The sequence below is a fragment of the Lysinibacillus sp. COL-1 genome, assembly GCF_059814265.1.
This window is the reverse complement of the sequence record NZ_JCAWSJ010000004.1, coordinates 846,896-867,713: the sequence shown is the minus strand read 5'-3', so window position 1 is coordinate 867,713 and position 20,818 is coordinate 846,896. Positions and strand designations below refer to the sequence as shown.

The following is a 20,818-nucleotide window of genomic DNA, read 5'->3' as shown; positions in this document are numbered from 1 at the left end:
GCTTTAAATTTTTCGCTTAATACGGTAAACATAAGCGAGTATTTCTGCTACTGCCTTAAAAAATTCCTCTGGTACTTGATCACCAATTTCTACCTGATCATACATCGCACGTGCTAAAGGTCTATTTTCAACCATTATGACATCATGCTCTTTGGCAATCAGCTTAATTTTTTGGGCGACAAAGTCTGTCCCCTTCGCAACGATACGTGGGGCATCCATATTGTCCTCATCGTATTTGAGGGCAATCGCATAGTGAGTAGGGTTGGTGATAACAACATCTGCATTCGGCACCTCTGACATCATACGACGCATCGCCATTTCGCGTTGACGTTGTTTGATTTTGGATTTAATCAGCGGGTCACCCTCACTATTTTTATATTCATCTTTAATATCTTGCTTAGACATTTTAAGATTTTTTTCATACTCATGTTTTTGATACATCCAGTCCAGAACGGATACACAAAGTAAAACTAAAGATGCGGCTATACCCATTATGCCGACAAGCTTCCCTACTGTAATGAGCGTCATCCATGGACTTTTAAAAGATAAAGCCAAAACTTCTGGTAGGTTTGTCCAAATAATAATTGTTGTGACACTTCCTATAAAGCCAATCTTTAAGACCGACTTCAGCAGTTCAACAATGGCCTTAACAGAAAATATTTTTTTTAACCCTTTAATAGGATCCATCTTTTTTAAATCAAATTTCATTGGTTCTAATGTAAATAAAAAGCCAAACTGCAGGAAATTACCCGCAAGAGCTCCAACAAAAGCAATCGCCATGATGGGCACAATAATAAAAGCCATCTGTATCAATGTTTCTGTAAATAAGCGCATCACACTATCAATCGTTAATTTTTCGATGCGTATGTTATGAATAAATGTTTGTCTAAAAAAAGCTAATAATTCATCACGCAAGGAGCCAGCAAAGAAAAATAAAAAGATAAATACCATAAGCATGACAATGGCACTAGAAATATCTTGACTCTTTACAACTTGCCCTTTTTTTCGAGCATCCTGACGTTTTTTAGGGGTTGCCTTTTCTGTTTTTTCACCTGCAAAAAACTGGATATCTAAACTTAGTAGTAGCTTCATATCATCCACCACCTAAAATGGCCATTAAATCCCGTATACCGTAGATCATAATCGTAATGAGCTTTTGAATAACTTGAATCATCACAGCCATCATTGTAAACATTACTAAAAAACTAACTCCGATTTTAATCGGAAAACCGACCACAAAAATATTTAATTGCGGTACTGTTTTTGCTGTTATTCCTAAAGCTAAATCGACTAAAAATAAGGTCGCCACAACAGGAGCAGCCATCTGAAATGCTATCGCGAAAACGGCTGTGAAAGTCGTCATAATAAATTTCGGTAAGCTTTCACTAGCAAAGCTTGGAAATTGATCCATCGGTAAAAATTGATAGCTATAGTAAATTCCATTCAGAATCATATGATGGCCATCAATCGCTAATAAAAAAAGAAGTGCTAGCATATTAAAGAACTGACCAATTAATGGGCTTTGCGCACCTGTTTGTGGATCAATAATATTGGCAATGGCAAATCCCATTTGAAAATCAATAAAGCTTCCTGCAATTTGTATTGCAGACATGATGATGTAGCCCATAAGACCAAGCAATAGTCCAACAAGTGCTTCTTTCATCACTAATAATATGTATTCATCATTGAAGACCAATGGCTCAACATCAATTGTATAGTACATCATCCAAGCTAATACCAGTGCGAGAGTAATTTTGACTTGTGGCGGAATGGTCCTATATGAAAAAAAAGGGACCGTAACAAAAAATGCTGAAACACGCACAAGTACTAATAAGAAAACCGTTAAATGTGGAATTAATTCATTCATGGACTCACCCTATATAACGTGTTAAATTCTCGAATATGTCTCTCGCATAGCTAGTAACTTGAGATAACATCCATGGGCCAAAGAATACGATGGCCACTAGGACAGCGACAATTTTGGGTACAAATGCTAATGTTTGCTCTTGTATCGAAGTTGTTGCTTGAAAGATACTTACCGCTAAACCAGTGATTAAAGCAACTAATAATAGCGGACCGCTTGTTAGAAGGATAATCATAATGGCACGTTCTGCTATGGAAATAACCAATTCACCTGTCATACTGTATCATCCCCTAAAAACTTTGTAGTAACGATTTCATGACTAGATACCAGCCATCTACCAGAACAAATAATAAGATTTTAAATGGCAAGGAAATCATTACTGGTGGTAACATCATCATCCCCATCGACATTAAAGTACTCGCAACAATCATATCGATGACAAGGAATGGTATAAAAATCATAAAACCAATTTGAAATGCTGTTTTTATTTCACTTAAAGCAAATGCTGGGACGAGCATTGTTAGTGGGATTTCCTCCACTGATGCTGGTTTTTCTGCTTGATTATAAGATAAAAATAATTCAAGGTCTTTTTGCCTTGTATGCTTACTCATAAACTCTTTAAATGGTGCACTAGCACGATCATATGCTTCTTCTAAACCAATCTCTTCAGCAAATAACGGCTGTAATGCCTCTTTATTCACCTCTTGAAAAGTTGGTGCCATAATAAAGAACGTTAAAAATAGTGCTAGACCAACAATCACTTGATTTGGTGGCATTTGCTGTGTCGCTAATGCCGTCCGCACAAAGGATAAGACAATGACAATTCTAGCGAAAGATGTCATTAATATTAAGATACTCGGTGCAAGAGATAAAACCGTTAGTAACAGTAGGAGCTTAACAGATGTAGAGACGTTGGTTGGATCGCTATTGGAAAAAACATTGATTAAATCATTCATTTATCATCCTTCTCCTTTTGCTTCCATCTCTCTATCTCATCACTACGCTCCTGTTTTATTTCAGATATCTTTTTTTCAAATAGTTTGCCAAATGAATCTTGCTTTTGTTCATTGTGCATACTCACTTGCTCTTTTTTCTTAAACTTAGAAAGTACTTCTGCAATATACGGTGATGTTGTTGCAAGTTCTTGCCTTTCGTTATAGAGTGCTAGCAATGCTTCAACTTCTTCAGGATCAGTAATTTCACGTAACAGTTGCACATCTTCTCCAACCCCTACTAAATACAATGATTTACCTACTTGTAAAAGCTGAACTGACTTTTGAGCACCTAACGATAAACCGCCTAAATTTTGTACCATTTGATTACGTTGGAAGTTTAAATTTCGTTTATTTAAAAACTTCATCAATCCATAAAATAAAGCTACAACAAAAATAAGCGCCAAAACCATTTTTATGTATTCCCATGCAGATATATCTCCAGCTGCTGATACATTTATTTCTTGTTTAGCAGCTGGATCGGTAGTATCTCCATTACAAGCTTCTGGGTTTTCAATGCAATCAGTGACACTATTCGTATCAGCATCCGCATAAACAGAAGTTGGTGTCGGGTACAAAAACAGGAAGGATACAAGAAATGCGAAAATCATCGTGAAACGAAATGATTTTAACATTCTCATACAATCATCCCAGTGCTTTTTGAATCGCTTCAATTACACGATCTGCTTGGAAAGGCTTCACGATAAAGTCTTTCGCGCCAGCTTGAATTGCATCGATTACCATTGCTTGTTGTCCCATGGCTGAACACATAATTACAGTTGCACTTGGATCTGTTCCCTTAATCGCTTTAAGAGCCGCAATACCGTCCATCTCAGGCATTGTGATATCCATTGTTACTAAATCGGGTTTTAATTCATTGTACTTTTCAACAGCCTGTAAGCCATCTGCTGCCTCTCCAACAACTTCAAATCCATTTTTTGATAAAATATCCTTGATCATCATGCGCATAAATGCAGCGTCGTCTACAATTAAAATTCTTTTAGACATGGTTAACTCCTCCAATTGAAACTATCTTAAATTATTTAAACGCTCTGCTTGACTTAAAACATCTGTAATACGGACACCAAAGTTTTCATCAATAACAACGACTTCACCTTTAGCGATTAAACGACTATTGACTAAAATATCAACAGGCTCCCCCGCTAATTTGTCTAGCTCAATAATTGAACCACTCGATAGTTCTAAAATCTCTTTAACAGAACGTTTCGTACGTCCTAACTCTACAGTAACTTGCAATGGAATATCAAGTAGCATATTTAAATTTCTAGCTTCAGATTGAGAGATTACATTTGGATCAAAGCTAGCAAACTGTGCTTGTTGCACATTCACAGGTTGTGCAGGTCTTGCTGGTTGCGTAAACTGTGGTTGCTCTTGATAAATAGGTTGCTGCGTTGGTGCTGTCTGCTGTTGATATACTGGTTGTGCAGGTGGTGGTGTTACAGGTGCTTGTTGTTGAACTGGTGGCGCTGCAATTGATGGTGCCTCAGGGGCAATCGTTGCAGCTACTGGTTCTTCAATAGACTCTGTTTCACCTAAAAGAGATTTTACAATGTTTTGACTAAATTTAAGCGGTAATAATTGCATTAAATTTGAATCAATTAAATTACCAATGCGTAGTCTAAAGGATACTTTAACTAATAAATCGTCTTCTGGAATATTGTCACGGCCTTCATCCTGTGAAATATTCATTAAATCAATAGTCGGTGGAGAAATATCCACTTTTTTATTAAATACAGTCGACATCGATGTTGCCGCTGAACCCATCATTTGGTTCATAGCCTCTTGAACAGCACTTAGTTGAATTTCACCTAAGTCTGGCTTCGGATTTAAACCATCGCCACCTAACATTAAATCGGCAATAATGGCTGCATCCGATTGTTTAATAACAAGTAAATTCATACCTGTTAAACCAATCGTATATTCCACTTGTACAGCCACATAAGGATGAGGAAACTCCTCTTCTAATTTATTACGGTTTATCATGGAAATACTTGGAGTAGTAATATCTACTTTTTGACCTAATAACGCAGAAAGTGCTGTAGCAGAACTTCCGAAAGAAATGTTACCTACCTCACCTAATGCATCTTGTGCAAACGAATCAAGGTAATCCTCAACTCTTAAATCATTAGTCTCATCATTTGAAGAAGCTGCAGTGTCGCTGTTTTTATCTTCCAACGTCTCGCCCCTTAATAACGCTTCAATTTCTTCTTGGGAGAGCATTTCATCACTCATCTTCGTCTCCTCCTTTCAAAGGGTCGATAATCTGGATTGCTAATTTTTTGCCTTGCTTACCTGGTTGAACCGTGAATTTTGGCAATGTTCCAACTTTCAGTATTAATGGATCTTCGATTTTTTGATCTAATTGTATAACATCACCAATTTGCATTGTAAGGAAATCCTCAATGGTAATGTCCGACAGACCCAGTTCAACTGAAAGTGGTAATTGTGCTTGTTTCACACGTGTTTCCAGCATTTTTGTTTGCTCTGGAGACATCTCTTTTGTATTTGTCTGCATCCAGTAGCGAACAGATAGATTTGGAACAATAGGCTCCAACACAACATGCGGGATACAGATGTTAATCATACCGCTTGTCTCACCAATAATCGTATTTAACGAAATTACGACCACTGTTTCATTTGGTGAGATCATTTGTAAAAATTGTGGATTTACTTCAAGCTCCACTAATATTGGATCAATTTCTGCAACATTTTCCCATGCCTCGCGTAAATTGTCGAATGAGCGTTCAAAAAGGTTTGTCATAATCTTTGTTTCAATTTCTGTTAAGTTATCTACATTACTATGACTTGCCCCACTACCGCCCATTAGACGATCTAACATGGAATAGGCAATGTTCGGATTTATTTCCATCAATATATTACCATCTAATGGTGGCACTTCAAACACATTAATGAGTGTCATATTCGGAATCGAACGTACAAACTCTTCAAATGGTATTTGGTCTACCGATGCAACCGTAATCTGTACATAGCTTCTAAGCTGTGCAGAAAAGAAGGTTGTCAATAGTCGTGCAAAGTTTTCGTGTATTCGGGTCAAACTTCGGATTTGATCTTTTGAGAATCGAAGTGCTCGTTTAAAGTCATAAACTTTAACCTTGCGTCCCTCGTCCTCCTTTTTTATATCGTCAGCTGACATTTCCCCAGTTGATATAGCGGAAAGCAGCGCATCTATCTCGGATTGAGATAACACATCTCCTGCCATTTGCCCACCTCCATTTCAAGCAGTTTCTGTTTTATTGAGTGATGAAGGAGGTAAAATATACTTCCTGAACTTCTCCCTCTTGCATCAATTCATTTAACCTTGTTTTTAATGATTTTTGGAAAATTTGTTTCCCTTGCTTACCCTCTAAATCCTTTTGCTCCATTTCAGAAAGCTCTTGAATGGCAATATTTTGCACTTGGAAAACACGCTTTGTTAATTCTGTAGCAGCATCTTTACTTGTCGTTTGAATTTTTAATGACAAGCGTACAACTCTGTTATCTGCAAGATTCGTCGTGATTTCAGGTACCTCCACAGAGGATTCTACAATCTCATCAATGGATGGCTCAACAGCTCCTGTTGGCTTATTAAATTGTGTAAGCAATACAAATAAAATAACGCCAATCAGTATGACTGCTACTAGCAAAATAATAATCATTGTTAACATTTTATTATTCTTCATCTTTTTCACCTCGTAGATGCGGGTTGGATAAAATTTGTATATTATTATAAAAGGCAGTTACCTTTTGTCGCACCTCATCTTCACTCTCTAAAACAATTACTTTTGTTCCAGTTGTTAAAGTAATAGTCGTATCTGGAAACGATTCGACTGTTTCTATGTATAAAGCATTTAATGTAAATGCTTTGCCATTAAGACGTGTTAGTTCGATCATTGAAATAGGGCCGGGTCTAGCGTGAGAGCCGGCCCGACCCTCCCTCATATGAAAATATGTTTTATCAAACACCTGTTATGAATTAAAGAACTATATAATCATTATCGTTTTAAGTTTACTAGCTCTTGTAACACTTCATCTGATGTTGTAATAATACGAGTATTCGCTTGGAAACCTCGTTGAGCCACAATCATCTCTGTAAATTCTTCCGATAAGTCTACATTGGACATTTCTACTGTGCCAGGTACTACTTTACCCATCCCTGCAACAGTGGCTACTTGTGCATAGGCAGCACCAGAGTTTGCTGTTTGTTGGTAATAGTTTCCTCCAACCTTAGAAAGACCACCCGCATTTGGGAATTTAGCCATAATTAGCTGTCCTGCCCATTTGCGATCACCGTTTAGGTCCACATATTCAATCGTACCATTAGCTCCGATGCTAATTTCTTTAGCAGTCGTTGGGATACGGATTGGCCCTACCTCACCATCGTCTGGGTCTAGTACACCATCATCATCAAATAAGTTAGCACCTTCATCTCCAGAAGCGACTGGTGCTTCATCTGGATTGATACCATCGTCATCAGTTTCCATAACAATTTCTTCTCCAGCAGATACTCCTACTAGATATTTACCATCAGCATTTACTATATAGCCATTGCTATCCATATAGAAAACACCATTACGAGTAAATAGGGTATTATTGAAACCTTCTTCGCCAATAAAACCACTATCTGGGTCTGGAGCTCCATTTGCGTCAGCTACCATGAAGAAGCCATCTCCTTCAATCCCTAAGTCAAGTCCACGCCCAGTACCTTGTAATGAGCCGCCACCATGTATTGTATCAATAGCAGCTAATTGAGAACCCAAACCAACTTGTTGTGGGTTAACACCACCTCGTGTAGCTGTTGCTGCAGATGCACCAGCTTGTGTTTGAGACATTAAATCTTTAAAAAGAACACGCCCCTTTTTAAAGCCAACAGTATTAACATTTGCGATGTTATTACCAATAACATCTAGCTTCGTTTGGAAGTTTTTAAGACCTGAAATACCTGAATACATAGAACGTAACATAAGTTTTCGTTCTCCCTTCGTTTTTTATAGGTGTGCCTCTATCAATCAGCATCACCAAGGCTTCCTTACATAAGAAGGTCCAGCCTTTACAGCACAATCGTGCCATCAATATTTGTAAATAACTGTTGTTTTGCCTCCGTGCGATCCATTGCTGTAATGACAGTAGCATTTTTAGCACTGACAATTAAAGCTGCTTGATCCATCAAGACTAATGGTTGTTTGACACCTTTTGAGTGTGCTTCAAATACCTTATCCGATACTACCTGCCATTCTTGTTCAGAGATGTCAATTTTACGTTCAATGATCCGTTCATGCGCATGTTTGCTCACCTTTAGTTCTTGCTTTGCAGCCTCCTGTAAATGAGCTTTAAAGGATTGCTGCGATTGAATTGGCTTAGGTTGTATTGTGCGAATAGATGGATGCAAGGGTACACGATGAATTGAAAATTTATCCATCATTCTTCTCCACCTTTATTCGCTAATTACTGTAAAATCTTTATCTGTTAGTTTTTTATCATTATCTAATACGTAATAGATAACGCCATCTTTATTTGAAACAGAGACAATTCGACCTTGTAATTCTTGGTCGCCATCTTTATACGTAACATTTTTACCAATCAGTTTACTTGCCTGTACAAGCGGAGATTCTGGTACAGTATTACCGCCATCTGTATTTGTTCCAGAGCCACCTAGTATTCCTGAAATATTACCAGGCGTTATTTCTTTTCCATCTGTTAATTTGAATACAACACTACCATCTACAAATTTCAAGGATTCAATTACACCTGTTCCTTCATTTACAACAGGATCCCCTTTTTCATCTGTTTTATCTGTAATTTCATGCCATTTCACTTCTTTACCAACAAAGGATGCATAATTCATCATCTGTGTTTGTTGCTGTGATGCCAATAATGACTCCATTGTCTTTGTCATGTTTTGCATTTGTTCTAAAGAAGAAAACTGTGCCATTTGAGAAATGAATTCTCGGTCATCCATAGGATTTGTAGGGTCCTGATGCTGTAATTGTGTAATTAAAAGTTGTAGAAAGGCGTCTTTGCCAAGCTCACTATTACCTGTTTGTTTCGTTGGTTTTTTATAATTCGAGTAATACAAATCATCCGTTATGGATGTATTGCTTACATTTTTTGTTGCATCTGCCATTATTACACCTCCTCATTGATTAAATAGTCATCAAAGGATAGTCCTTCATCTTCATCTTCATTTTTATGTTCTTGCTCTTCATCCTGTTGCTGCTTAAAGAAATTATTGAAGAAGCTTTGATCGCGTTGCTGGCGATCTGCATCTTGTAGTGATTGTGCTATATCAAGACGATCTACTTGAATGTTTTGTTGAACAAAAGCTTGTTTTAGCTGATGTGCTTGACTATCAAGTAATTCACGTCCATGAGCTGTAGAAGCTAGTAAACGAGCTGTCAGTACGCCATCATTTTGTACAAGTTCAATACGAACTGTCCCAAGATTTTCTGGGTACAATTTAATCGTTAAACGTGTGATCCCTTGTGCATTTGAAATTTGTGCTCTATTCATAATAGCCTGCATTTCTTTTAACAAAGCCTCAGACTGCGCAGGTTTGGCAGTTGGTAATGTGACATGGAATGTATCCGGTTTAGTTTGAACTGTTTGCGGTGTAACCATGTCATTTGTGCTTGTCTCACTCTGCTTCGTCACTTGTACTTGCTGAACTACTTGCTGAAAGCCTTGTAATGGCAATGCTCCAGTTGTTTTGGTTGTTGTTAGTTGTGTAGTTTCTACTTGCGTTTGTAATGATGTTAATAGACTCTTAACCGTTGTTAATAAGTTTTCTTGTGAAGTTGTTAAGTCCGTTTTCTGTCCGACTAATTGTGCTAGCTTCAATACTTGAAGCAGTTGTGTAGCGTCTTTTGGTGTTACTTGTCCTTCACCTTGTAAAGCAGGTCCTATTTGCGCCTGCAGTATCGGCGCTTGGGCATCTACTAGTGATAGTAGCTCCCAAACATCACTAGCTTCCTTCTCTTCTCCTAGCAGCTGTTGGACTATTTTTTGAAGTTGCTCTTCATCAATACCTAATGCATTTAGTATATTTTCTAAATTAAGCATTTCATCCATTGCCACTGCTTTATTGTCTTCGCCAAGCTGAAGCATTAATAACCCATCATCATGAGGGATTCCTAGTAAATCTAGTAATTCCTCCATTGAATCAGCATTTAAAACCGCTTGTAAATCGGCTAGCTCCTTTGTTGCAGTTGACTGCGAAGATTGGTTTGTTTGCGTTGAAGACGACATCATTTTACTAAAAACAGACCCGAAATTCGATACATTTTCTTTATTCGGAGTTCCATTGACCTTACCTTCAGGACTATTAACGGTTGAAGATTTTGCTGCTTTATTAGGTACAGACTTAGTGATCATTTGCATCATTGCTACATCCATTGTTCTTTCACCTCCTTTCATTTATCTTATTGTTTAGCCATTAACTCCGTATATTTTGCTGCATCTTTGGCATCCATTTTCTCTAATATGGCTGCTAACTTATCAGGCTTTAAATTCGTTAAAATTCGTAGCGCCTCCGCATCACTCATATTGATTAATACTGGTGCTGCAGCTTTCGGAGACATCTTATCGAACGTTGATAAGATATCATTAAAGTCACGCTTTACATCATCTTGTTGTCGATTCAATTTTTCAATTTCAAATTGCAACTGTTCTTTTTCTATCACTAACTTCTCTTTTTCAGTTGTTGTTGTATCAAGCTTTTTTTGTAGCTGTGTAATTTCAGCTTCTTTTTCTTGTATCTCTGCCTGTAAATTAACTAATTTAGAGTCGTTATTAATGGCAGCATCTTTAGCTTGTTGCTCTTCTGATGGGACAAAGGGTAAACTTCCTATTGCCTTTTTCCCTAAATCAAAGACATTCGTATTCATTAACGTTGCCACAACAAGTAAAACCGCTACTACAAACATAATCGGTAGTACAATCCAAGTAAAAAACTTTAGAAAGCCCCCTGTTTTTTTCTTTGACTGCACTTCTACTAACTCCGCTGTCAATCGATTGTCTTTTTTTGCCATGAAATCACCTGATTTCTCTCTTGTTATACGTTTGTAATGAAATTTCATCTAGAAAAAGGCTTTCTATACGATCTTGCTCTTGCTGGAATAGCTTCAAATCTTTTTCTCTCATTTTTTCAAATTTACGTACTTCCAAGTTTTTTTCTAATAATTTTTCCTCGTGCCAATTCATCTTCGCACGAGCTTGTATCACTTTCTGTTGTACATCTGCAATTGTTTTCTCAAGACTATCTATAAAACGACTATAATGATGAATTTCGTCAATAGATGAGCCAATCGTTAAACGCTCCTGCTGAAATGCGATTAAGTCTTCTTTCTTTTTAAGTAATTCATATAATCTTGTTGCTATTTCTTCAAAAGAACGGACAGATTCTTTATAAGCCATTTCGGTTTCGTTTTTTTCTTGCTCACGAATTGTTAACACTTTTTCAAAACGATACACATAACTGACCATCTATTTCGCACCACCGTTCGATAATGTTATTAACTCATTGACACTTTCTTCTAATGTTACTTTGTCTAAATAGCCTTGTTTAAGATAATGCGTAATGAGCGGTTCATAATGAATGGCCTCATCAATCTCTTTAGAAGTTCCTCTTTTGTAAGCTCCAATATTGATCAAATCCTCAGATTTGTCATATGTATAGTAGAGTTCCCTTAATCGTTCAGCAGCTTTTTTATGCGCTGGCTCTGCAACATGATTCATCAAACGGCTTACGCTTTTTAAAACATTGATGGCTGGATATTGACCTTTATTGGCTAGATTTCGATCCAATACAATATGGCCATCTAATATCCCTCGCACAGTATCAGCTATTGGTTCATTCATATCATCACCATCAACTAAAACGGTATAGAATGCTGTGATTGAGCCCTTTTCATTAGTACCAGTACGTTCTAATAATTTAGGTAATATCGCAAATACAGAAGGCGTATACCCTTTTTGTGCCGGTGGTTCTCCCGTGGCAAGTCCAATTTCACGTTGTGCCATGGCTACACGTGTAACGGAGTCCATCATCAGCATGACATTTAAGCCTCGATTTCTAAAATATTCGGCAATCGCTGTCGCTGTAAAAGCGCCTTTAATCCGCATTAATGCTGGTTGATCTGATGTGGCTGCAACAACAATGGAGCGACTTAAACCTTCTGCGCCTAAATCACGTTCGATAAATTCACGAACCTCACGACCACGTTCTCCTATGAGCGCAATGACATTTAAATCTGCTTGCGTGTTTCTAGCAATCATACCTAGTAACGTACTTTTTCCGACCCCAGAACCAGCGAAAATACCAACACGTTGACCATTACCAACTGTTAGCATGCCATCAATCGCCTTCACCCCTACTTCGAGTCTTTCGTCAATTGGTGGACGAGTCAGTGGGTTCGGTGGATCTTGCTCAGTAGGGACGGTCATTAACCCTTTCGGTAATAAGGTGCCATCGATTGGATTCCCCATAGAATCCAATACTTTTCCTATTAACTCAGGGCCCACTTTTACTTCTAGAGGGGCACCAGTCCCTTCAACAAGACAGCCAATAGATATTTCACGTAAAGAGGTGAATGGCATTAAGACAACTATCTCATCTTTAAAACCAACAACCTCTGCTAAAATGATTTGGTGACCATTGTTTACAGTTTCCACATGAATTTTACAGACATCACCTATGGAACTATCTGGACCTTGCGACTCAATCATCAAGCCGACAACTCTAGTTACTCTACCAAACTTTTTAAAAGTAGGTATATGAGGAATATGTTCGATTAATTGAGCCGTTTTCATCAAGATCATTCCTTACTCTCTAATATTTCATGTAGCTTTAATCTAAGCTCATTCAATTGCTCATCAATACTAACCATAATGCGACCATGATTTGTTTCAATATAGCAATCTGTTTCATTGTCTAAATCTTCATTCACAAAAATCATAAATGGTACATCCATCGGGAACATTTCTGCTAATTCATCTCGATTAGTGGTAATTAAAGCGTAGTATGTTGGGGAAACATAAATTTTAATTTCTTTCATTTCCCTTGCTTCTTTCAACCCTCGACGCACAATTGACACAAACAGTTCGTTATCTTGCTCTAGTGAGGTGCCAATAATTCGTTCTGCTGCAGTTAAGCCTAACTCTAAAATGACCGCTTCTTGATCTTCAATATATTTTTGTGCATTTTGTTTCGCTTGAATCATAACTTCATTCGCAGTTTGAAGTGACTGGGCCATTGCTTCAGAGGCTTTGTTCATACCATCTTCATAGCCTTGCCCAAACCCCTCATCATACGCCTCTTGCACTCGATTCGGTCTCTCTTCTTCCCAGCTTAACTTTAAGTGTTCAATTTCTTGGAAGTGTAATTGCTTTTCTTGTTCAAACATCTCACGTTCTGCTTGCAAAGTAGCTCTAGCTTCTGCAAGTAAACGATCTCGCTCTGCCATTATTTCATCCAATGTTAATTGATGCTGTGATGAGACTTCATGTTGGTCTACTTCAATCGGTTCAAACATATCTCGGATTTGGATTTCTTTAATACTATCGCTATCAGACTGGGTGTAAATAGAACGGATGATTCTAGACAATGACGTCATCTCCTCCACCGCGAGCAATAATAATCTCTCCAGCATCCTCTAGACGACGAATAACAGCAACAATTCGAGATTGCGCCTCCTCTACGTCACGTAATCGTACAGGTCCCATAATTTCCATTTCTTCTTTAAATGTATCAGCCATACGCTGTGACATATTGCGGAAAATAATATCTTTTACTTCTTCACTTGATACCTTCATTGAAAGCAGTAAGTCTTCGTTTTCACAGTCACGAATAACACGTTGAATGGAACGATTGTCGAGTGTAACGATATCTTCGAACACAAACATACGTTTTTTGATTTCCTCTGCAAGTTCTGGATCCTGTATTTCGAGTGCATCGAGAATTGTTTTTTCTGTTTGTCGATCTACGCCATTTAACACTTCTACGACAGCATCGATACCACCTGTTTCAGTGTAATCCTGTGTAACTGTTGACGATAATTTACGCTCTAATACAGATTCAATTTCACTAATTACTTCTGGAGAAGTCGATTCCATTACTGCTATACGTTTAGCAATATCCGCCTGTACTTCCTGTGGTAGTGAAGATAAAATAACACCCGCTTGCCCCGCCTCTAAATAAGAGAGAATCAGGGCAATTGTTTGTGGATGTTCATTTTGAATAAAGTTAAAAATTTGTGCTGGATCAGCTCTTCTAGCAAAATCAAACGGACGCACTTGTAGAGAAGATGTTAGACGATTAATAATCGTTTGCGCTTGTTCAACACCAAGCGCTTTTTCTAATACTGTTTTCGCGTAGCCAATACCACCTTGTGTGATATAGTCTTGCGCTAGTGCGATATTGTGAAATTCTTCAATAATCTCTTCTTTGACATTTGATTCTACTTTTTTAACACTTGAAATTTCTAATGTTAAACGTTCAATTTCTTCCTCTGTTAAGTGTTTATAGACAGAAGCTGAAACCTCAGGCCCTAATGAAATTAACAAGAGTGCGGCCTTTTGTTTTCCGGTTAATTCCTTATCTTTCTTGGACACAGCCGAACCTCCTAGTTAGTCTTCCGCAATCCAACTACGCAGTAACTTTGCAAAATCGTCTGGCTTTTCTTTAGCCATTTTTTCAAGCTGCTTACGACGCATTGTAGCTTCCGTTTCAATTTCTTCATTAATATCATCAATCATTAATTCTTCTTGTTCTTCTAGGATACTTAGCTCTTCTTCTTCCTGCGCACGCTTACGAGAACGGATAATAAAGAATGCTAGTAATAAAATAACAGCTAATAAGATACCGCCAATGACCCAAACCCACCATGGGATAACTGGTTTTTCATCAGCGACCTCTGTCGCCTTACCATATAAAGGTTGTACTGAAACAGCTACTTTCTCGTCAATTTGCTCTTGTGTAAGTTCTGCTGCCACATCTTTGGAAATTGTTGTACGAACTATTGTACTTAAAATTTTCTCGATATCTTCACGAACACCATCTGGTAATGACGCTGCATCTGTCGCTGTTGGTGGTTCAACAATGACTTGAATTCCAATATCTTGAACTTTATAAGGAGCTTCTTGGATATCTTTACGTATACGATTCACGTCATTATTGATCGTTTCCTCTGTACGTTCATAGTCACCATTCCCTGTTGCACCTTCGTTATACGTTGTGAAGTTATCTGTAGTTGTTTCAGCTTCAGGTGTTCCTGCAGCTGCTGCGCCTGTACCAGAATACTGCTCTGTAATTCGTTGAGCACTAATTGCGATACCTTCCATATTTTCTTCATCAACAGGTGTCACAAGGTTTTCTTCACGATTTTCTTTCTTGAAGTCAATATCCGTTGTAACAGAAACCATCACTTTATCTTGTCCCATCAACGTTCCTAGCATATTTTGCACTTGACGCTGTAGATCACGTTCTACTAATTTCTTCATTTGTAATTGACCTTCGGCTGTCGCTGTGGAAGTACCATCAGTAGTAGCAGCATTCAAATCAAAGTACTCTGAGAATTGATTAGAGATTACGATGTTTTCAGTTTTTAAATTGGGAATACTTTTTGACACCAAATTGTACATAGTAGTAATTTGCTGTTCTGTAAATTTATAGCCAGGGTCTGTATTTAAAACAATAGATGCCGTTGCCTCGCCTTGTACATCCGTTACGAATACCCCTTCTTCAGGAACAGTAATCATTACTTTGGCATCTTTTACACCCTCTAAATTTTTAAAAAGCTTAGCAATTTCAGTTTCAGTTGCTGCTTTTTTTAAGAGGTTAAATTCATTATCTGTCATACCAAATCCTGAACTATTAGCAAATGAGTAATCAATTGTGCCTGTTTGCGGATAGCCCTCTGAAGCTAATTGTACTAACAAGGAGTCAACTTGCTCTTCTGGCACTAAAATAGATGTTCCACCTGGAGCAATTTCATAGTTCACACCTTGGGAATCTAGTGCTTCCTTTACTTGTCCAATTTCTCTAGTTGATAAATCTTTATAAAGTGGAACATATGTAGTTTTCGAAGCAAAAAACGTCACGATGGCTGCAAGTGCGATGACGCCTACCACGGAGCCAATCATAACTATTTTTTGCTTTTTACTTCGACTTGTCCAAAATTGACTGGTGTCGTTTTTTATTTTCGTCAATCGTTCATTCATTATGAATCCTCCGGTTATAGTGAATAACCTAGCCATCAATAATTTGCGAACATAATGAGTCCACTATAGTAGTGGTTATTAATCTAGTTTGAAAAGAGTTTCCTTATCTAGACAATAAAATTAAACACTCATTCGCATTATTTCTTGGTAAGCTTCAATCACCTTATTGCGAACTTCAATTGTTGCGTTTAATGTAATGCTCGCCTTTTGTGAAGCAATCATCACTTCATGCAACTCCACATCTTCACCTTTAATTAGCTTTTGAGTAAATTTATCAGAAGTTATTTGCTGATCATTTACTTTGGCTATTGCTTCTTTTAACGAGTTCGCGAAGCTTTGTTGCGCTTCATAAGGTGTTGTATTGAGTTTATTTGTTTCATTTACAACCTGAGTAGGTGTCATTAGCGAAACGGACGAAATAGTCATTATGTATCTTCCTTTCTACTTATTTATTTACCAATCTCTAAAGCCTTTGTTAGCATGGATTTATTTGCGTTAAATACAGTTATATTCGCCTCATAGGAACGTGTTGCTGACATTAAATCTACCATCTCTTTCAATGGATCCACATTTGGCATATTCACATAACCATCTGCATTTGCATCTGGATGAGTTGGGTCATAAACAAGTTTGAAAGGTGTTTCTTGATCTTCTGAAATTCGAGAAACTTTCACACCATTGCCAACACCACTTTTCGCATTTTTACCAAGGGCTACATTCAGAAATTTCGAGAATTGTCCTTCTTGTGCTGCGAACGTCACAGACTTACGTCGATACGGTTCCCATTCCCCATTCACTTGACGAGCACGAGTCGTATCCACATTTGCCATATTGGAAGAAATAACATCCATTCGTAATCGTTGCGCTGTTAAAGCAGAGGCAGTGGTATTCATCCCATGAAATATAGACATCTATTACTTACCTCCCTTTATAACGGTATTCAATGTGTTTAATTTTCCATTAACACGGTCAATTAAAGCATTGTAATAAATTTGATTCTCTGCTAATTTTGCCTGCTCAGCATCCATATCTACAGCATTGCCATTATTTCTATATCGCAAGTTCTCAACATTATTAACGCCAGGCGTAGATTGTCGAATTGTGAAATCATAATGTCTGCTGTCAGTACGATATGCGGAAATAGACATACTTTGCTGTTCTACCAACATATCCTTAAAACTAACATTTTTCGCCTTATAATTAGGCGTATCGACATTCGCAATATTGTTTGCGATTGTTTTATGATTCAAAGTTGCATAGGAAAGTCCGTTTTCCAGGCTACTAATAGTTCCACCAAATAAATTCAAAACTGTTCACCTCATTTTATTTCAATTTATGTACTTGTTAATTTATCCAATAATACAATTGTAATTAAGATGATACCTAGTGTCTATTGTCTTTTGTCACTTTTTAATAGTCTATCCGCCCTATTTTTTCTAATGTATAACCATGACAAAACTTCTGCATCCCTTATGTCTCTAAGGTTTATCAAAGGTTATTAGACATCTAGTTATTTTACACCATTTCGACAGTGTTTACGGTTTTTGTATTAAATATGCCTTTTTCTGAGCTTTATCGCCTTATAAATATTGACTAAATAAAGGTCCCATTTTACTAGTTCAATCAACACAAGCATATTTTGCCTATGAATGTGACACATATTTGAACAAGTTTTTCACCATTCTTCTAAAGTAACACACATTACATTTTTATATGCTAAAGGTAGTGACGATTTTTTGAACAGCATTAGGAAGAAAGAAATAAGAACCTACAATAATCAGCATTTTTGTACTTATGGCAAAAAAATAAGCACAAAAATCCCCTCCCTCACGGGCTAATACACACAAAAAAGCGCCTAGTTTTACCCTAGACGCTTTCAGAATCTTCTTAAAGGAGTATTTATTTCATTTTAATTTCTGCTAAAGCATTTAAGAATTTATCGTTTAGCACTTTAATATAAGTACCTTTCATACCTAAAGAGCGAGACTCAATGACACCAGCAGATTCAAGTTTACGTAATGCGTTGACAATCACTGAGCGCGTAATACCCACACGGTCAGCAATCTTAGAAGCAACTAGTAAGCCTTCATTGCCATCAAGTTCTTCGAAGATATGCTCAATTGCTTCTAACTCACTGTATGAAAGTGAATTAATAGCCATTTGTACGACAGCTTTGCTACGAGCTTCTTCTTCAATTTCTTCTGATTTTTCACGTAAAATTTCCATACCAACTACTGTCGCACCATACTCTGCTAAAATTAGATCATCATCTTCAAATTGTGAAGATAAACGAGCAAGGATTAATGTACCTAAACGTTCTCCACCACCAACAATCGGTACAATTGTTGTTAAAGCGTTTTGGAATAAATCTTTGTTTTCAACTGGGAAAGCAGTATGTTCGTTGTTAATATCTAAATTTGATGATGTTTCAGAGATCGTAAACAAGCTATGTGTGTATTCTTCTGGGAACTGTCTCTCTTCGAACATTTTTTTCATACGCTCATTTTCAATTTGTTGGTGAATTGAAATACCTAATAATTTCCCTTTGCGACTTAAAATATAGACATTACTATCAATAATATCGCCCAATGTATCGGCCATTTCCTTAAAGTTTACTGGTTTACCAGCAGATGCTTGAAGCATCGAGTTAATTTTACGTGTTTTTTCTAATAAATTCATTATATGTTCCTCCTATAAATAATCCGAAGAGTATTTATTAAATATTCTAAAGGTTTTTATTATTGAATGATACTAATTAGCTTTTTCTTACAATATAAACTGTGACAAATCTTTGTTTTTTACTATACCCGCAAGTTTTTGATCTACATACGCAGCATTGATCGGGATACTTGCTGGTGCAATTTCAGAAGCTTCAAACGATAGTTCTTCAAGTAACCGTTCTAATATCGTGTGTAATCGACGAGCTCCGATATTGTCAGTTTCCTGATTAACCTCCGTAGCAATTTCAGCAATTCGTTCAATAGCATCTGTTGTGAAATGAATTTCCACGCCTTCCGTTTCTAACAATGCCTTATATTGCAAAATAAGTGATTGGTCTGGTTCTTGTAAAATACGTACAAAATCCTGTTTTGTTAATTTTTCAAGCTCTACACGAATTGGAAAGCGTCCTTGCAATTCAGGAATTAAATCTGACGGCTTCGACATATGGAATGCACCAGCAGCTACAAACAGCATATAATCCGTTTTCACCGCACCGTATTTCGTTGTAACAGTTGAACCTTCAACGATTGGTAAAATATCTCGTTGGACACCTTCACGTGAGACATTTGCTGAAGAATTGCCTTCTTTACTAGCAATTTTATCGATTTCATCAATAAAAATGATACCTGTTTGCTCAGCTCTAGTAATAGCCTCTTGTGCCACTTCATCTGCATCTATCAGCTTATTCGCTTCTTCAACTGTTAAAATACGACGGGCGTCCTTCACTTGTACACGACGTTTTTTCTGTTTCTTCGGCATCAAACTGGATAACATATCCTGCATGCCACTATTCGCAGACATATCCATTCCCGTTCCTTGTAACGCATCAAAAATAGATGGATTTTGTTCTGTTACCTCCACAGTAACCCACTCATTTTCTAATTTACCGTTACGTAAATCAATCGCAATTTGTGCACGCTTAGAGCGTACTTCAACCTCATCTGTTGAAGAATCATCAGTCGTTGGTTGCTCTTTACCACCAAATAGCATTTCAAACGGATTTTGCATCGCCTGTTTCTTACGTAAAGAAGGCACCAAAAGTTTCACAATCGCTTCATTTGCTAATTCTTCTGCTTGTTCCTTAACAGACTCCATCATTTCTTCCTTTACTAGACGATGTGAGGCTTCTACTAAGTCACGTACCATTGACTCAACATCACGCCCTACATAACCTACCTCAGTAAACTTTGTCGCTTCAACTTTCACAAAAGGAGCATTTGTAAGCTTAGCAATTCTTCTGGCAATTTCCGTTTTTCCGACACCTGTTGGTCCAATCATTAATATATTTTTAGGAATAACTTCATCCTTCATATCCTCATGTAACAACGAACGACGATAGCGATTACGTAACGCAATGGCTACAGCGCGCTTAGCTTCATTCTGCCCAACAATATAACGATCTAAATGCTCAGTAATTTGTCTTGGCGTTAAATTTTTTTGCGTCATTAGTTCAGCGCCTCCACGATAATATTATGATTCGTAAATACACAGATTTCAGCAGCTGTTTCTAATGCCGCCTCAGCAATTTCACGAGCAGTCATTGTTTCACCTGCATATTTTTTCAATGCTCTACCTGCAGATAATGCATAATTTCCACCAGAACCAATAGCCAAAATGCCATCATCCGGTTCAATGACTTCCCCTGTACCTGAAACGAGTAGCAATGTCGTTTTATCCATTACTAATAACATCGCTTCTAACTGGCGAAGCATTTTATCACCGCGCCACTGCTTTGCTACTTCCACTGCTGCACGCTGTAAATTACCATTATACTCATTTAGTTTGCCTTCAAACATCTCAAAAAGTGTAAATGCATCAGCGACGGAACCTGCAAAACCTGCAAGGACCTGCCCATTAAACAGACGTCTGACCTTTTTTGCTGTTCCCTTCATCACAACTGCATTTCCCAATGTTACTTGACCATCACCAGCCATGGCACAGCCTCCGTTATGATGAACTGCAAATATCGTTGTCGCATGAATTTGTCCCATCTGCCTTCCTCCTTAGC

The 20,818-nt window shown here is 37.6% G+C and carries 26 protein-coding genes; all 26 read right to left on the bottom strand.

Translation table 11 applies throughout. From position 1 onward, the window contains the following. Positions 1-3 precede the first annotated feature (3 nt). The gene (gene flhB / locus AC6BKE_RS12420) at positions 4-1,092 is read right to left on the bottom strand and encodes a flagellar biosynthesis protein FlhB (protein ID WP_036124225.1); all 1,089 of its coding nucleotides are present in this window, start codon (positions 1,090-1,092) and stop codon (positions 4-6) included. Position 1,093: 1 nt separating this feature from the next. Further along, entirely contained in the window at positions 1,094-1,867 is a 774-nt protein-coding gene (fliR, locus tag AC6BKE_RS12415; protein WP_141903467.1) for a flagellar biosynthetic protein FliR, read from the bottom strand. Positions 1,868-1,871: 4 nt separating this feature from the next. Further along, positions 1,872-2,141: a flagellar biosynthesis protein FliQ gene (gene fliQ / locus AC6BKE_RS12410; RefSeq protein WP_036124229.1), complete on the bottom strand. Its 270-nt coding sequence runs from the start codon at positions 2,139-2,141 to the stop codon at positions 1,872-1,874. 13 nt (positions 2,142-2,154) lie between these two features. Continuing rightward, positions 2,155-2,820 (bottom strand): flagellar type III secretion system pore protein FliP, encoded by a 666-nt coding sequence (fliP, locus tag AC6BKE_RS12405; RefSeq protein WP_036124231.1) that lies wholly within the window; start codon positions 2,818-2,820, stop codon positions 2,155-2,157. Next, positions 2,817-3,491, bottom strand: coding sequence for a flagellar biosynthetic protein FliO (locus AC6BKE_RS12400; RefSeq protein ID WP_230593865.1), 675 nt, complete (start codon positions 3,489-3,491; stop codon positions 2,817-2,819). Before AC6BKE_RS12400 ends, fliP begins: the two co-directional genes overlap by 4 nt. A 10-nt stretch (positions 3,492-3,501) precedes the next feature. After that, entirely contained in the window at positions 3,502-3,864 is a 363-nt protein-coding gene (locus AC6BKE_RS12395) for a response regulator (RefSeq protein WP_004269288.1), read from the bottom strand. 21 nt (positions 3,865-3,885) lie between these two features. After that, on the bottom strand, positions 3,886-5,109 hold the full coding sequence (gene fliY / locus AC6BKE_RS12390) for a flagellar motor switch phosphatase FliY (RefSeq protein ID WP_058843505.1): 1,224 nt from the start codon (positions 5,107-5,109) through the stop codon (positions 3,886-3,888). Continuing rightward, complete coding sequence (fliM, locus tag AC6BKE_RS12385) at positions 5,102-6,097, bottom strand: flagellar motor switch protein FliM (RefSeq protein WP_036124724.1); 996 nt, start codon at positions 6,095-6,097, stop codon at positions 5,102-5,104. The genes fliY and fliM overlap by 8 nt, the downstream gene beginning before the upstream one ends. Positions 6,098-6,128: 31 nt before the next feature. Continuing rightward, entirely contained in the window at positions 6,129-6,557 is a 429-nt protein-coding gene (gene fliL / locus AC6BKE_RS12380; protein WP_036124726.1) for a flagellar basal body-associated protein FliL, read from the bottom strand. After that, positions 6,547-6,768 (bottom strand): flagellar FlbD family protein, encoded by a 222-nt coding sequence (locus AC6BKE_RS12375; protein ID WP_036124831.1) that lies wholly within the window; start codon positions 6,766-6,768, stop codon positions 6,547-6,549. The genes fliL and AC6BKE_RS12375 overlap by 11 nt, the downstream gene beginning before the upstream one ends. A 101-nt stretch (positions 6,769-6,869) precedes the next feature. After that, a complete protein-coding gene (gene flgG / locus AC6BKE_RS12370) occupies positions 6,870-7,838 on the bottom strand; it encodes a flagellar basal body rod protein FlgG (RefSeq protein WP_036124729.1) in 969 nt (322 codons plus the stop codon). 86 nt (positions 7,839-7,924) lie between these two features. Beyond that, positions 7,925-8,293, bottom strand: a complete 369-nt coding sequence (locus tag AC6BKE_RS12365) for a TIGR02530 family flagellar biosynthesis protein (RefSeq protein ID WP_058843517.1) — start codon at positions 8,291-8,293, stop codon at positions 7,925-7,927. A gap of 15 nt (positions 8,294-8,308) precedes the next feature. Further along, positions 8,309-8,998 (bottom strand): flagellar hook assembly protein FlgD, encoded by a 690-nt coding sequence (gene flgD, locus AC6BKE_RS12360; protein ID WP_036124730.1) that lies wholly within the window; start codon positions 8,996-8,998, stop codon positions 8,309-8,311. Between the two features lie 2 nt (positions 8,999-9,000). Next, on the bottom strand, positions 9,001-10,266 hold the full coding sequence (locus AC6BKE_RS12355) for a flagellar hook-length control protein FliK (RefSeq protein WP_058843504.1): 1,266 nt from the start codon (positions 10,264-10,266) through the stop codon (positions 9,001-9,003). Between the two features lie 26 nt (positions 10,267-10,292). Continuing rightward, a complete protein-coding gene (locus tag AC6BKE_RS12350; RefSeq protein ID WP_036124734.1) occupies positions 10,293-10,901 on the bottom strand; it encodes a MotE family protein in 609 nt (202 codons plus the stop codon). A gap of 4 nt (positions 10,902-10,905) precedes the next feature. Next, positions 10,906-11,355: a flagellar export protein FliJ gene (gene fliJ, locus AC6BKE_RS12345; protein ID WP_036124736.1), complete on the bottom strand. Its 450-nt coding sequence runs from the start codon at positions 11,353-11,355 to the stop codon at positions 10,906-10,908. Then, positions 11,356-12,681: a flagellar protein export ATPase FliI gene (gene fliI, locus AC6BKE_RS12340; RefSeq protein ID WP_036124834.1), complete on the bottom strand. Its 1,326-nt coding sequence runs from the start codon at positions 12,679-12,681 to the stop codon at positions 11,356-11,358. Positions 12,682-12,686: 5 nt separating this feature from the next. Further along, positions 12,687-13,475 carry a flagellar assembly protein FliH gene (gene fliH, locus AC6BKE_RS12335; protein WP_036124738.1) on the bottom strand — a complete coding sequence of 263 codons (789 nt, stop codon included), beginning with the start codon at positions 13,473-13,475 and terminating at the stop codon, positions 12,687-12,689. Further along, positions 13,468-14,481 carry a flagellar motor switch protein FliG gene (gene fliG / locus AC6BKE_RS12330; RefSeq protein ID WP_036124740.1) on the bottom strand — a complete coding sequence of 338 codons (1,014 nt, stop codon included), beginning with the start codon at positions 14,479-14,481 and terminating at the stop codon, positions 13,468-13,470. Before fliG ends, fliH begins: the two co-directional genes overlap by 8 nt. 15 nt (positions 14,482-14,496) lie before the next feature. Continuing rightward, complete coding sequence (fliF, locus tag AC6BKE_RS12325) at positions 14,497-16,089, bottom strand: flagellar basal-body MS-ring/collar protein FliF (RefSeq protein ID WP_036124742.1); 1,593 nt, start codon at positions 16,087-16,089, stop codon at positions 14,497-14,499. A gap of 120 nt (positions 16,090-16,209) precedes the next feature. Beyond that, complete coding sequence (fliE, locus tag AC6BKE_RS12320) at positions 16,210-16,515, bottom strand: flagellar hook-basal body complex protein FliE (protein ID WP_036124744.1); 306 nt, start codon at positions 16,513-16,515, stop codon at positions 16,210-16,212. A gap of 23 nt (positions 16,516-16,538) precedes the next feature. After that, positions 16,539-17,000 carry a flagellar basal body rod protein FlgC gene (gene flgC / locus AC6BKE_RS12315; RefSeq protein ID WP_036124747.1) on the bottom strand — a complete coding sequence of 154 codons (462 nt, stop codon included), beginning with the start codon at positions 16,998-17,000 and terminating at the stop codon, positions 16,539-16,541. Between the two features lie 3 nt (positions 17,001-17,003). After that, the gene (flgB, locus tag AC6BKE_RS12310) at positions 17,004-17,396 is read right to left on the bottom strand and encodes a flagellar basal body rod protein FlgB (protein ID WP_036124750.1); all 393 of its coding nucleotides are present in this window, start codon (positions 17,394-17,396) and stop codon (positions 17,004-17,006) included. 592 nt (positions 17,397-17,988) lie between these two features. After that, positions 17,989-18,768 carry a GTP-sensing pleiotropic transcriptional regulator CodY gene (gene codY / locus AC6BKE_RS12305; RefSeq protein WP_004229266.1) on the bottom strand — a complete coding sequence of 260 codons (780 nt, stop codon included), beginning with the start codon at positions 18,766-18,768 and terminating at the stop codon, positions 17,989-17,991. Positions 18,769-18,855: 87 nt separating this feature from the next. Further along, the gene (hslU, locus tag AC6BKE_RS12300) at positions 18,856-20,256 is read right to left on the bottom strand and encodes an ATP-dependent protease ATPase subunit HslU (protein WP_036124752.1); all 1,401 of its coding nucleotides are present in this window, start codon (positions 20,254-20,256) and stop codon (positions 18,856-18,858) included. Next, positions 20,256-20,801, bottom strand: coding sequence for an ATP-dependent protease subunit HslV (gene hslV / locus AC6BKE_RS12295; RefSeq protein ID WP_036124754.1), 546 nt, complete (start codon positions 20,799-20,801; stop codon positions 20,256-20,258). The genes hslU and hslV overlap by 1 nt, the downstream gene beginning before the upstream one ends. Between the last annotated feature and the right edge of the window lie 17 nt (positions 20,802-20,818).

Excerpts from the sequence above, each read along its gene's own strand:
- fliP (WP_036124231.1), bottom strand. The coding sequence starts at position 2,820 with ATGAATGATTTAATCAATGTTTTTTCCAATAGCGATCCAACCAACGTC.
- AC6BKE_RS12400 (WP_230593865.1), bottom strand. The coding sequence starts at position 3,491 with ATGTTAAAATCATTTCGTTTCACGATGATTTTCGCATTTCTTGTATCC.
- AC6BKE_RS12355 (WP_058843504.1), bottom strand. The coding sequence starts at position 10,266 with ATGGATGTAGCAATGATGCAAATGATCACTAAGTCTGTACCTAATAAA.
- flgC (WP_036124747.1), bottom strand. The coding sequence starts at position 17,000 with ATGTCTATATTTCATGGGATGAATACCACTGCCTCTGCTTTAACAGCG.
- hslV (WP_036124754.1), bottom strand. The coding sequence starts at position 20,801 with ATGGGACAAATTCATGCGACAACGATATTTGCAGTTCATCATAACGGA.
- fliR (WP_141903467.1), bottom strand. The coding sequence starts at position 1,867 with ATGAATGAATTAATTCCACATTTAACGGTTTTCTTATTAGTACTTGTG.
- hslU (WP_036124752.1), bottom strand. The coding sequence starts at position 20,256 with ATGACGCAAAAAAATTTAACGCCAAGACAAATTACTGAGCATTTAGAT.
- fliE (WP_036124744.1), bottom strand. The coding sequence starts at position 16,515 with ATGACTATTTCGTCCGTTTCGCTAATGACACCTACTCAGGTTGTAAAT.
- fliJ (WP_036124736.1), bottom strand. The coding sequence starts at position 11,355 with ATGGTCAGTTATGTGTATCGTTTTGAAAAAGTGTTAACAATTCGTGAG.
- flgD (WP_036124730.1), bottom strand. The coding sequence starts at position 8,998 with ATGGCAGATGCAACAAAAAATGTAAGCAATACATCCATAACGGATGAT.
- fliI (WP_036124834.1), bottom strand. The coding sequence starts at position 12,681 with ATGAAAACGGCTCAATTAATCGAACATATTCCTCATATACCTACTTTT.
- AC6BKE_RS12365 (WP_058843517.1), bottom strand. The coding sequence starts at position 8,293 with ATGGATAAATTTTCAATTCATCGTGTACCCTTGCATCCATCTATTCGC.
- flhB (WP_036124225.1), bottom strand. The coding sequence starts at position 1,092 with ATGAAGCTACTACTAAGTTTAGATATCCAGTTTTTTGCAGGTGAAAAA.
- fliM (WP_036124724.1), bottom strand. The coding sequence starts at position 6,097 with ATGGCAGGAGATGTGTTATCTCAATCCGAGATAGATGCGCTGCTTTCC.
- codY (WP_004229266.1), bottom strand. The coding sequence starts at position 18,768 with ATGAATTTATTAGAAAAAACACGTAAAATTAACTCGATGCTTCAAGCA.
- fliF (WP_036124742.1), bottom strand. The coding sequence starts at position 16,089 with ATGAATGAACGATTGACGAAAATAAAAAACGACACCAGTCAATTTTGG.
- fliY (WP_058843505.1), bottom strand. The coding sequence starts at position 5,109 with ATGAGTGATGAAATGCTCTCCCAAGAAGAAATTGAAGCGTTATTAAGG.
- fliQ (WP_036124229.1), bottom strand. The coding sequence starts at position 2,141 with ATGACAGGTGAATTGGTTATTTCCATAGCAGAACGTGCCATTATGATT.
- AC6BKE_RS12350 (WP_036124734.1), bottom strand. The coding sequence starts at position 10,901 with ATGGCAAAAAAAGACAATCGATTGACAGCGGAGTTAGTAGAAGTGCAG.
- AC6BKE_RS12375 (WP_036124831.1), bottom strand. The coding sequence starts at position 6,768 with ATGATCGAACTAACACGTCTTAATGGCAAAGCATTTACATTAAATGCT.
- fliL (WP_036124726.1), bottom strand. The coding sequence starts at position 6,557 with ATGAAGAATAATAAAATGTTAACAATGATTATTATTTTGCTAGTAGCA.
- flgG (WP_036124729.1), bottom strand. The coding sequence starts at position 7,838 with ATGTTACGTTCTATGTATTCAGGTATTTCAGGTCTTAAAAACTTCCAA.
- AC6BKE_RS12395 (WP_004269288.1), bottom strand. The coding sequence starts at position 3,864 with ATGTCTAAAAGAATTTTAATTGTAGACGACGCTGCATTTATGCGCATG.